The 11,901-nt window shown below is 69.9% G+C and carries 9 protein-coding genes; 5 read left to right on the plus strand and 4 right to left on the minus strand.

What is annotated here, in order from left to right:
• Positions 1-172 precede the first annotated feature (172 nt).
• The 4 genes from QZV81_RS05930 to QZV81_RS05945 are packed head-to-tail and all read right to left on the minus strand — an operon-like array spanning position 173 to position 3,712.
• Positions 173-985: an energy-coupling factor transporter transmembrane component T gene (locus QZV81_RS05930; protein WP_292834224.1), complete on the minus strand. Its 813-nt coding sequence runs from the start codon at positions 983-985 to the stop codon at positions 173-175.
• Entirely contained in the window at positions 982-2,727 is a 1,746-nt protein-coding gene (locus QZV81_RS05935; protein ID WP_292834227.1) for an ABC transporter ATP-binding protein, read from the minus strand. The genes QZV81_RS05930 and QZV81_RS05935 overlap by 4 nt, the downstream gene beginning before the upstream one ends.
• A 41-nt stretch (positions 2,728-2,768) precedes the next feature.
• Complete coding sequence (locus QZV81_RS05940) at positions 2,769-3,311, minus strand: ECF transporter S component (protein WP_292834230.1); 543 nt, start codon at positions 3,309-3,311, stop codon at positions 2,769-2,771.
• Between the two features lie 56 nt (positions 3,312-3,367).
• Positions 3,368-3,712 carry a GNAT family N-acetyltransferase gene (locus QZV81_RS05945; protein WP_292834235.1) on the minus strand — a complete coding sequence of 115 codons (345 nt, stop codon included), beginning with the start codon at positions 3,710-3,712 and terminating at the stop codon, positions 3,368-3,370.
• 119 nt (positions 3,713-3,831) lie between these two features.
• Here QZV81_RS05945 and QZV81_RS05950 point away from each other — a divergent pair, with 119 nt between their 5' ends.
• The 5 genes from QZV81_RS05950 (at position 3,832) to pip (ending at position 11,758) form a co-directional block, all read left to right on the plus strand.
• Positions 3,832-4,989 carry a glycoside hydrolase family 3 N-terminal domain-containing protein gene (locus QZV81_RS05950; RefSeq protein ID WP_292834240.1) on the plus strand — a complete coding sequence of 386 codons (1,158 nt, stop codon included), beginning with the start codon at positions 3,832-3,834 and terminating at the stop codon, positions 4,987-4,989.
• A 43-nt stretch (positions 4,990-5,032) separates the two neighbouring features.
• Positions 5,033-7,627 (plus strand): DEAD/DEAH box helicase, encoded by a 2,595-nt coding sequence (locus QZV81_RS05955; protein ID WP_292834242.1) that lies wholly within the window; start codon positions 5,033-5,035, stop codon positions 7,625-7,627.
• Between the two features lie 107 nt (positions 7,628-7,734).
• Complete coding sequence (recQ, locus tag QZV81_RS05960; protein ID WP_292834245.1) at positions 7,735-9,786, plus strand: DNA helicase RecQ; 2,052 nt, start codon at positions 7,735-7,737, stop codon at positions 9,784-9,786.
• 104 nt (positions 9,787-9,890) lie between these two features.
• On the plus strand, positions 9,891-10,460 hold the full coding sequence (locus QZV81_RS05965) for a DNA-3-methyladenine glycosylase I (protein WP_292834248.1): 570 nt from the start codon (positions 9,891-9,893) through the stop codon (positions 10,458-10,460).
• Between the two features lie 326 nt (positions 10,461-10,786).
• Entirely contained in the window at positions 10,787-11,758 is a 972-nt protein-coding gene (pip, locus tag QZV81_RS05970) for a prolyl aminopeptidase (RefSeq protein WP_292834251.1), read from the plus strand.
• Positions 11,759-11,901: the final 143 nt, after the last annotated feature.

Genomic DNA, 11,901 nt, shown 5'->3' on the forward strand with positions numbered 1-11,901 from the left:
CGTCTCGCGCCAAATCGTCGGCAAGCGCTGACCGGACGGGGCTGACCGCCGGCGTGAGCGCCGGTGTCTCAGGCCGACTCACCTCCGCAGACGCGCGTCAACTTCGCAGGATCTGCGGTGCTCGGTGCGCGGAAGGCGACACTCTGCGGAGTTGAGTGTGCCGGGTGGGGGTTCAGCGGAGGGTCCAGGGAAAGAAGAAGATGAGGATGCCGGCCGACACCGCCCAGAAGGCCACGACGAAGACGGTGTCCCGCCTGCGCCAGGGGACCAGGTGGCGCTCGGTGCGCTCCGGGGCGGCGCCGAAGGCCCGGGCATCCATCGCCAGCGCGACCCGCTCGGCATGCCGGATGGAACCGGCCAGCAGCGGCACGATGTATCCCCACCATCGTGCAAGCGCGGCGAGGGGTCCGCGCCCGTCGTGCGCGCCGCGCACGCGGTGGGCTTGGCGGATCACCTCGAGCTCGTATCCGAACCGTGGGACGAAGCGGAACGCAGCCAGCGCCGTGTAGCCGAAGCGGTAGGGCACCCGCAGGTGCTGCACGGCCGCACGCACGAGGTCGGGGCCCGTGGTGGTGAGCCCCGCCATCAGCCCCAGCGCGATGATCGCGGCGAGTCGCACGCCGGTCGCCATTCCGATCTCGACGGCGCCGCCGTAGAGGGTCCAGCCGCCGATGGTGAGCACGGCGACAGAGGTGTCCACGCGGGAAGCGTCGGCCCACAGCGTCATGCCCAGCCCCACGAACGTCGCCGCGAATGGCAGCACCACGAACAGCAGCAACATGGCCCGCGCGGTCGGTTGCGCTCCGATCAGCGCCACGAGATAGGCCAGAGCGATGAAGGTGAGCGGAGTGGCGAGGTCGCGTGAAAAGACCAGCAACGCCATCGCCGGAACGGGCGCGGCGAGCTTCGCGAGCGGGTTCAGGCCGTAGAGGAATCTCCGGGACGGTGGCGCCGCGACCCACGGATCGATCGTCGCGTCGCTCACGAAGCGGTCCTGCTCGGGTCCAGGGGGCGCGGCAGATCGGCCAGCCGTGTCACCGAAGAGAGCGCGGGATGCCGCAGATCCGCGAACGCGCGCCGCAGGGGAGGTCGGCGGAGCCCCGCCGAACGCAGCAGGGTGTCATCGTCGAAGATCGCGGCGGTCGCCGCGTCGGCTACGACGCGTCCGCTGCTCACGACGATCGTGCGGTGCGCATACTCGGTGACCAACTGCATGTCGTGCGTGACGACGAGGATTGTCGTGCCGGCCTCGCTCAGCTCGCGCAGCAGGTGCATGAGTTCGTCCGCGCGCGCTCGGTCCTGGCCGAACGTGGGTTCATCGAGCGCCAATACCGGGGCTCCCGTGACCAGTGCCGTGGCGACCGAGAGGCGGCGCTTCTGTCCTCCGGAGAGCAGAAAGGGGTGCGTGTCCGCCTTCTCGTGCAGGCCGAAGCGCTCGAGCATCTGCTCGGTCCGGGTGCGCACGGCGGGTTCGTCGAGCTTCTGCCGTCGCAACCCGTGCGCCAGCTCATCGAAGACGGTCTGCGCGATGAACTGGTGCTCGGGGTTCTGGAACACGAAGCCGATCTGCCTCGACAGGGTGCGGAGGTCCGTGCGCGCGACGTCGCGCCCGTTGACCAGCACGTGGCCGCGCGGCGGCGGGACGACTCCGGCGATCGCTTGCAGCAGTGTGGTCTTGCCCGCGCCGTTCGCGCCGACGATCGCGATGAAGTCCCCCGCGTGCACGGTCAGATCCACACCGTGGAGCACCTCGGCCGCACCGCGGCGAACGGTGAGGTCACGCACCTCGATCTGCGCGGGATTTCTCGGAGAGGACGAATGCACTCCGGGGGAGCGCTCTGCAGAATCGGCGGCGGATGCCGGGGCTTCGACGGCGTCGAGCGCCGTCCGCAGTTCTAGGGGATCGAGCGGCAGCGGGTCGAGGTTCCATCCGGCTTCCCTGAGCCGCAGAGCCGCAAGGGTCGCGACGGGCAGCCACACTCCGATGGCATCGAGCTCCGCCGCGCGCGCGCGGAGCACGGCATCCACAGTGCCGTCGGCGATCGTGCGTCCGGCGTGATCGAGCACCACGACCCGGTCGGTGATCGCGATCGCGGCGTCGAGGTTGTGCTCCACCAGCAGGATCGCACGATCGCCCGCTGCCACCAGTTCGCCCAGCGCGGCGTAGACCTCCTCGATCCCCTGGGGGTCGAGGTTCGCCGTGGGCTCGTCGAGCACCAGCAGCGGCGATCCCATGGCGAGCGCGCACGCGATCGCGAGGCGCTGACGTCCGCCGCCGCTCAGGCGATCGGGGTTGTCGTGGCGGCGCTCCCACAGGCCGACACGGCGCAGCGCGACCTCCGTGCGGGCGAGCACCTCCTCGAGGGGGAGCCGCAGATTCTCCGGACCGAACGCGACCTCGTCCAGCAGCGTGCCGGTCACCAGCTGGGCATCGGGGTCCTGGAAGACCATGGCCACCTGCGTGCTGAGCTCAGCCACCGGCGTGGACGCGGTGTCGCTGCCCGCGACGGTGACCGTGCCCGTCATCTCGGCGGGCACGGCGTGCGGGATGAGGCCGTTCAGGGAGAGCGCGAGCGTGGACTTGCCGGCTCCGCTCGGGCCGAGGAGCAGCACGACCTCGCCTCGGGCGATCTCGAACGTCGCCGAGGACGGTGCCGCGACGGCAGCTCCGTCGTGACGGATGCCGAGATCTTCGACGCGCAGCAGTGGCACGGGCGCGGATATCACTTCCCCAACTTAGCCTGCCCTAACTTCGCTCGGCGTATCGCTTACGCCCGGGCGACCCCGGCGCGACGCAGGGACGCACCGATGCCGAGCCCGAGGGCGGTCCAGGCGATCGGACCGAGAACCGAGATCGCGAGATACGCGACTTGCGCCCAGGGCGCGAGTGCGCCCAGATCGGCGGCGAAGAAGACGGCGACCGCGACGAGAACGCCGATGATCACCGCTGAGACGAAGAAGCGCCAGGGGCCCCACACCCGGTAGCGCGTCAGCGCGGCGACACCCTCCTGGATCGCGCCGAACAGCAGTGCCGTCCCGAGGAAGCGAAAGATCCACGCGGGGTTGAACGCGCTCGCGACGAGTGCCGCCATCAGGTGTGCGATCAGGGCGACCAGCGGTCGACGCAAGACCTCCTGGGCGACGATGCCCGGCAGCACGTGTGCGCCGAGGACGAGGCCGTATGCGAACGGCGCGCCGACCAGCACCAGGGGCGTCACGGCCCCTGCGACCCCGCCCACCATCCCCGTCGCGACACCGATCGCCGCGCATACGAGAAGAACGCGCGTCGGCAGGAGTGTGCTTCGGGTCACAGGCTCACCCTACCGGCGCGCCCCGAGGGCCCGGCCGTGACAAATAGGCCCTGCGGTCACGCGTCCGGAGAATCCACCTGGTTGCTTCCGGCCTCGTCGGCCGTCGGCCGCCAGGCGATGTCGAGTCCCGGCACCTCCGTCGAGTGCAGGTACTTCACGACGAACGGGCAGACCGGTACGACGGTTTCTCCGCGGGCGGCGACATCGGCCATCGCCTGCCCGACGAGCGTCCCACCGAGCCCGCGGCCGCCGAACGCCGGGTCGACTTCGGTGTGCGGGAAGGCGAGACGCCCGTGGTCGTCCGCCTCGAACTCCGTGAAACCGGCGACGGTGTCGTCGAGGTGGATCTCATAGCGATTCTTGTCGTCATTGCGGACGACGATCGGCGTGGGTTCGCTCATGGCTGTCTCCTTTGAGGGGTGGAGTCTTCTTCGGGTCCAACGTAGGCGCGGTCCACGGTGTTCCGCCAGAGAGCGGGCCGGTGGTGGCGCCGAACGGCCCGAACCGAGAGGATGGCCGCATGCGACACACGTGGGCGGTTCTCGCGGTCGGCGTGCTCGCACTGTCCGGGTGCACCTCCGCGGCGCCCGCTCCGTCGCCGACCGCGTCCCACGCGCCGACCTCGGCTCGGACCCCGACGCCGACTCCGGATCCCGTCTCAGCGCTGACCCTCGAGCAGGAGGTCGGACAGCTCTTCATGGTCGGCACGGGCGTGACTTCCGCGATGCCGGAGACCCTTTCGGCCGTGTCGGATCGACACGTCGGCAGTATCTTCCTGCATGGGCGCACGCGCGGCGGGGCCGGTGCCGTGGCTCCTGTCGTCGCACAGTTCAGCGCCCTCGTCGCGCCGCAGACGACCGGGGGAATCCCGCTGTGGGTCGCGACCGATCAGGAAGGCGGAGAAGTGCAGGTGATCCGCGGCCCCGGGGTCGATGACATCCCGTATGCGATCCGGCAGGCGGATGATCCGGCATCCGTCCTGCAGCGGAACGCGCGGCACTGGGGCGAGCAGCTCGCCGCGGCGAGCGTCGACATGAACCTCGCCCCCGTCGCCGACATCGTCACGAGCCACGACACCCGGTTCGACAATCCGCCGATCGGCGCTCTCGGACGCCAGTACGGCTATGACGCGCGGACCGTCAGCACCGCAGCGGGCGCGTTCGCCGACGGGATGAGGGCCGCCGGCATCCTTCCGACCTTCAAGCACTTTCCCGGGCTCGGGCGCGTGAGCGCCAACACCGACACCGCCGCGAACGTCGTCGACGATGTCATCGGCGTCGATTCGCCCGACGTCGCTGCGTACCGGGGGCTCATTGCGGCCGGACCCTGCGTCGTGATGATCAGCACGGCGGTCTACTCGCGGATCGACGGCGCGAGCCCGGCCGCGCTTTCTTCGGCGGTCGTGACGGGGCTCCTGCGCGAGCAGGTGGGGTTCACAGGGGTCGTCATGACCGACGATCTGTCGGCTGCCGCGCAGGTGCAGGCGATCCCGCCGGGCGATCGCGCGGTGCGGGCGATCGAGGCCGGGGTCGACCTGGTGCTCGTGTCGGCCGATCCGTCCGTGCTGCCGGCGATGTACGACGCCGCGCTTGCCCGGGCGCAATCCGATCCGGCCTTCGCGCTGCAGGTCGAAGCCGCCGCCGCCCGGGTGTTGGCGGCGAAGTCCTGGCGCGACTGAGCCGTCGCGCGGGCGGGTGCACAGCGGGTGGCAGACTCGGGTCATGACCGCGCCGACGCTGACCGAGGGCCTGTCACCCGCATCCTCGGCCGACGAGGTCTATGACGCGTTCGTGCGGTGGAGCGCCGGGCGCGGCATCACGCTGTACCCCGCGCAGGATGAAGCGATCATGGAACTCGTCTCGGGCGCCCACGTGATCCTGTCGACTCCGACCGGCACCGGGAAGTCGCTGGTGGCGATCGCCGCGCACGCCGCGTGTCTGGCGGCGGGCGGACGCTCGTACTACACGGCGCCGATCAAGGCTCTCGTCAGTGAGAAGTTCTTCGCGCTGGTGGAGATCTTCGGCGCCGGGAGCGTCGGGATGGTGACGGGGGATTCGGCGGTGAATCCGGATGCCGCGATCATCTGCTGCACGGCCGAGATCCTCGCCAACATGGCTCTGCGACAGGGGGAGGATGCCGCCGTCGACCAGGTCGTCATGGACGAGTTCCACTTCTACGGCGACCCCGACCGGGGATGGGCGTGGCAGGTGCCGCTCCTGATGCTCCCGCGCGCGCAGTTCCTGCTGATGTCCGCCACGCTCGGCGATGTCACCGATCTGGCCGCCGACCTCGAGCGTCGCACGGATCGTCCGGTGGCCGAGATCACCGGCGTCGACCGACCCGTGCCGCTGCACTTCTCCTACGAGCGCCGACCCGTGCACGAGGTCCTCGAAGCGCTGCTCGAGCGGGGCGAAGCGCCCGTCTACATCGTGCACTTCTCACAGGCGGCGGCCCTCGAGCGTGCTCAGGCCCTCGCCTCGGTGAAGATCACGACGCGCGAGCAGCGCGACGCCATCGCCGAAGCCATCGGCGACTTCCGCTTCACGACCGGCTTCGGCAAGACGCTGTCGCGTCTTGTGAGAGCGGGGATCGGCGTTCACCACGCGGGGATGCTGCCCCGTTATCGCCGCCTGGTCGAGACCCTTGCCCAGCGCGGGCTGCTCCGGGTGATCTGCGGCACCGACACGCTCGGGGTCGGGATCAACGTGCCGATTCGCACGGTGCTCATCACCGCCCTCTCGAAGTACGACGGCACCAGGATGCGGCAGCTGAGCGCCCGCGAGTTCCAGCAGGTCGCGGGCCGTGCCGGCCGGCCGGGCTACGATCCCTACGGCAACGTCGTCGTGATGGCGCCGGACTGGGAGATCGAGAACGCGGCCGCGCTGGCCAAAGCCGGCGATGACCCTGCCAAGCGCAAGAAGATCGTCCGCAAGAAGGCGCCCACCGGTGTCGTCAACTGGGGCGAGGGATCGTTCGAGCGGCTCGTCGCGGCGCAGCCCGAGCCGCTCGCGCCGCAGCTGAAGCTCACCGCCGCGATGCTCATCAACGTCATCGGTCGCGGGGGAGACGTTTTCGGTCATGTCCGCTCGCTCGTGTTCGACAACCACGAGCCCCGCACGCGGCAGTTTGCCCTCGCTCGACGCGCGATCGCCATCTTCCGCACACTCGTGGTGGCTGGGATCGTCGAGGTGTCCCGGGCATCCACCCCCCGGATCCGTCTCACGGTCGACCTGCAGCCGAACTTCGCCCTGAACCAGCCTCTGTCGCCCTTCGCGCTCGCCGCGATCGGGCTGCTCTCGCCGGACAGCGACCTCACCGCCGCAGAACGTCAGGAACTCCGCAGAGATGACTCCGAATCCAGCGGAGCTGGCGACATCCTGCGGGCTTCGCGCGGCACCGGCACCGGCACCGGCACCGGGCACTATGCGCTCGATGTCGTCAGTGTCATCGAAGCGACCCTCGATGACCCCCGCGCGATTCTCGCTCAGCAGGAGTACAAGGCGCGGGGAGAGGCCGTCGCCGCGATGAAGCGCGACGGGATCGAGTATGACGAGCGCATGGCGCTGCTCGAGGAGGTCACCTGGCCCAAGCCGCTCGACGCCCTCCTTGCGCAGGCGTTCGAGACGTTCGCGTCGAGCCAGCCCTGGGTGCGCGACTTCGAGCTGAGCCCGAAATCCGTCGTCCGCGACATGTTCGAGCGGGCGATGTCCTTCGGCGAGTTCGTGTCGTTCTATCAACTCGCTCGTAGCGAGGGACTGGTCCTGCGCTACCTCAGCGACGCCTACCGCGCGATCCGCCAGACCGTGCCGGCCGATGCGCGCACCGACGAGCTGCTGGATGTCATCGAGTGGCTCGGCGAGCTCGTCCGCCAGGTGGATTCGAGCCTCGTGGACGAGTGGTCGGCGCTCGTGAACCCGGCTGTCGATCCAGATGCCCCCATCGTTCCGCCCGCGCCGCCGTCGGTGCTCACGAATCGGCGGGCATTCAGGGTGCTCGTGCGCAACGAGCTGTTCCGCCGGGTGCAGCTCGCGGCGCTGCAGGCGGATGATGCGCTGGAGGAACTCGACCCGGCGGTCGATTGGCCAGGCGTGCTCGACGCCTACTACGACGAGCACGACGAGCTGCTGACGGGTGGTCCGGCGCGCTCGCCGCACTTGTGCGAGATCACGGAGGAGACGGACCGCTGGCGCGTCGAGCAGACCCTCGACGACCCCGACGGAAACCACGACTGGCGCATCCGCGCCGAGGTGGATCTGGCGGCATCCGTCCTCGAGGGCACGGCCGTCGTGCGCGTGACCGAGGTCGTCCGCCTCTGACCGCGACCGGCGGCGGGACCTACTCGCTTCCTGCCCGCGATCGATCCGGGCTGAGGCGCGTGTTCGCGGTGGACGCGGGTGTCGGATGCCGCGGTTAGCCTGGACTGGTGAGTGAACGCGGCGCCAGGCACTCGGACCACGACGATCCGTACGCCGATGTGCCGTGGGATGTCGACGGGCTGACTCCGCCCGATGACCACGACGCGCCGCCGCCGCCCGAGTTCGACGGCTATGGCGCCGCGCTCGCCCACGCGGTGCGTGCTCAGGGAGACACCCCGCGACCGTCGCTCCACACCCCCGTCGAGGCGCACACGGCATCCGTCCTGCAGCTGGACGGGCGTGAGCACACCGGCGCGGATCCGGTCACGGTGCTGAAAGAGGTCTTCGGCTACGACGCCTTCCGTGGCGATCAGGGCGACATCGTCCGGCACGTGATCGCCGGGGGTGATGCGGTCGTGCTCATGCCGACCGGTGGCGGAAAGTCGATCACGTACCAGGTGCCCGCGCTCGTGCGCCCCGGCACGGGGCTCGTCATCAGCCCGCTGATCGCCCTCATGCACGATCAGGTCGCCGCGCTCATCGCCAACGGCGTGCGTGCCGCGTACCTGAACTCGACGCAGTCCGCCCCCGAGCGGGAGGGGATCGAGCGGGCCTACCTCGCCGGTGAGCTCGATCTGATCTACGTCGCGCCCGAGCGCCTCAGCTCAGCGGCCACCACCCGCCTGCTGCAGCAGGGCCGGCTGAGCGTCATCGCGATCGACGAAGCGCACTGCGTGAGCCAATGGGGCCACGACTTCCGCCCCGACTATCTCGCGCTCGGCGACGTGGCCGAGCGCTTCCCGGGCGTCCCGCGCATGGCGCTCACCGCCACGGCGACGCGGGAGACGCACTCCGAGTTGACCGAACGGCTCCGCCTGCCGGATGCCCGCCACTTCGTCGCAAGCTTCGACCGGCCGAACATCCAGTACCGCATCGAGCCGAAGGTCGATCCGCGCCGGCAGCTCGTGCAGTTCATCCGCACGGCGGGCGTGGGTGCGTGCGGCATCGTGTACGCGCTCAGCCGCAAGTCGGTCGAGCAGACGGCGGAACACCTGCGCGCGCAGGGCATCGACGCCCTTCCCTACCACGCGGGGCTGGATACCGGCATCCGCGCGCGCAATCAGGACCGCTTCCTGCGGGAGGACGGCGTCGTGATGGTGGCGACGATCGCCTTCGGGATGGGCATCGACAAGCCCGATGTCCGCTTCGTCGCGCACATCGACCTGCCGAAATCCGTCGAGGGCTATTACCAGGAGACCGGCCGCGCGGGACGCGACGGCGAGCCCGCTGTCGCCTGGATGGCCTACGGCCTGGGCGACGTCGTCCAGCAGCGGCGCCTGATCGAGCAGTCGCCGGGCGATCGCGCCTACAAGCTGCGGATGGGGCAGCACCTCGATGCGATGCTCGCCCTGTGCGAGACGGTCGCCTGCCGGCGCCAGAACCTTCTCGGCTATTTCGGGCAGCCTTCCGATCCGTGCGGCAACTGCGACACCTGTCTGACCCCGGCCGACACCTGGGACGGCCTCATCCCGGCGCAGAAGCTGCTCTCCACGATCATCCGGCTGCAGCGCGAGCGCAATCAGGCATTCGGTGCAGGGCACCTCGTCGACATCCTGCGGGGCGCGTCGACCGAGCGCATCCGGCAGCAGGGCCACGATGGGCTCAGCACCTACGGCCTCGGCGCGGATCTGAGCGATCAGGATTGGCGCAGTGTCATCCGGCAGCTGCTGGCGCGCGGCATCGTCGTGGCGCAGGGCGACTACGGCGTCCTGGCCGTCGGCGAAGAGGGGGCCGCCGTACTGCGCGGTGAGACGGCGGTGCCGTTGCGGCGCGACGTGCTCGGGCGCAGCGGTGGAGCGCCGCGGGCGCGCAAGGCCCCGGCATCCGCCGATGTCGCAGATGGGGATCGCGACCTGTTCGAAGCCCTCCGCGCGTGGCGCGCGGGCGTCGCGAAGGAGCAGGGGATGCCGGCGTACATCATCTTCGGCGATGCGACGCTGCGGGCGCTCGCGGATGTCCGCCCGCGGTCGCTCGAAGACCTCGACGGCATCACCGGCATCGGGGCGAAGAAGCGCGAAGCCTATGGTGAGGCGGTCCTGGCGGTCGTCGCCGCCGCATGAAGTCCGCAGCTGTGCGCCGAGTCCGCAGGATCCCGGGTGCCTGGTGCGGAGAAGGTGACGATCTGCGGAGTCCGCGTGTCGCACGCCGCGGCTAGCCTGGCGGAGTGAGCGACCTGCGGATCGGACCCGACGGACTCGCCCGCTGCGGATGGGTGGGTGGAGACCCCGAGTATCGCCGCTATCACGACGAGGAATGGGGCCGGCCGCTCCACGGCGACCGCGCGCTGTTCGAGAAGATGTCTCTTGAGGGCTTCCAGGCGGGACTGTCGTGGATCACGATCCTGCGTAAGCGTCCGCGCTTCCGTGAGGTGTTCGCCGGCTTCGAGCCGGCGGCGGTCTCGGCGTTCGGCGACGACGACGTGGAACGGCTGATGGCGGATGCCGGGATCATCCGCAACCGCGCGAAGATCCTCGCGACGATCGGCAACGCCCAGCTCCTCCTGCAGATGTCTCCGGGCGAGCTGGACGCATGGATGTGGTCGTTCGCACCGCCCGCGCATCGCCGACCGGCGTTGCTCGCCGAGGTGCCGGGGACCACGGCGGCGTCGGACGCCATGAGCAGAGCGCTTCGGAAGGCGGGGTTCCGCTTCGTCGGTCCGACGACGATGTATGCGCTGATGCAGTCGGCCGGTATGGTCGACGACCACCTGACCGGTTGCCATCGGGCGATGTGAAGGCAGACCGGGTGCCGGCCCCCGGTCGTGTGGGGACGGTTGCGCCGGGCAGACTGTGCGGGAGTCGAGGCGCAGCTGGGGAGTCAAGGCGCAGCTGGTGGCCCCACCGGTGGTAGCCAATCCCGTTGGTGCCGAGGCGGGTCCTCACAGCCTGCCTCGACTCCTCATCAGCTTCAGAAGGCGCCGTTCCGGGCCTGCGCCGGGGTCGCGCGATACGGTGAGCGCATGACTTACAACGATATTGCCGGCGTGGGGGGCAGCGGCGCGAAGAGGCGCGGACCCGTCGGGGATGGCTGCGGTGCCCTCGCCATCTCAGGGAGGAAGCTGTGACCGTTGCTGATCTGGACGGCATCCTCTACCCCGAGATCGCGCCCTACGAAACCGGATTCCTCCTCGTCGGTGACGGTCAGCGCGTCTACTGGGAGCAGTCCGGCAACCCCTCGGGAAAGCCCGTGGTGTTCCTTCACGGCGGCCCGGGCGGGGGCACTTCGCCATGGCACCGCCGCTTCTTCGATCCGGAGGTCTACCGCATCGTCTTGTTCGACCAACGCGGCTGCGGCAAGTCCACGCCCCACATGAGCGAACCGGATGCCGACCTGCGCTTCAACACGACGTGGCACCTCGTCGCCGACATCGAACTGCTGCGCCGGAACCTCGGGATCGAGCGGTGGCAGGTGTTCGGCGGCTCTTGGGGCTCGGCTCTCGCCCTCGCCTATGCGCAGAGCTATCCGTCGGCGGTGACCGAGCTCGTCCTGCGCGGAATCTTCACGCTGCGCCGCCACGAACTCGAATGGTTCTACGAGGGGGGCGCGGCGGCGATCTTCCCCGATCTGTGGGAGGACTTCGTCGCGCAGATCCCCGTGCTCGAGCGCTCGCGCATGATCGAGGCTTACCACCGGCAGCTCACCGACCCCGATCCGGCCGTGCACCGACCGGCCGGGGTGGCGTGGACGACGTGGGAGGCATCGACGCTGACGCTTCGCCCTGACCCGGACCTCGTCGCAGCGATGGCCGAGCCCGAGGCGGCGGTCGCGTTCGCGCGCATCGAGAACCATTACTTCATGCACGACGCCTGGCTGCGCCCCGGGCAGCTGATCGAGGATGTCGCGGCGATCCGCGGCATCCCGGCAGTCATCGTTCAGGGCCGATACGATGTGTGCACGCCGATCATGACGGCGTGGGAGCTGCACCGCGCCTGGCCCGAGGCGGACTTCGTCGTGGTTCCGGATGCCGGTCACTCCGCCAGCGAGCCGGGCATCGCCGCGGCGCTGCGCGCGGCCACCGACCGCTTCGCCTGAGCATCCCCGCGTCCCCTTCCTCCCGCAGTCCGTCCCCATTTCCGCACACCGTGTCCCACTTCGAGCGGGGTGCGTCCCAGATTGTGTCGACCTGAGGGTCTGCGAGCGACCGAAAGTGGGACACGCAGGTGGAGCGGATGCCG

It is taken from the genome of Microbacterium sp. (assembly GCF_011620665.1).
Classification (GTDB): Bacteria; Actinomycetota; Actinomycetes; order Actinomycetales; family Microbacteriaceae; genus Microbacterium.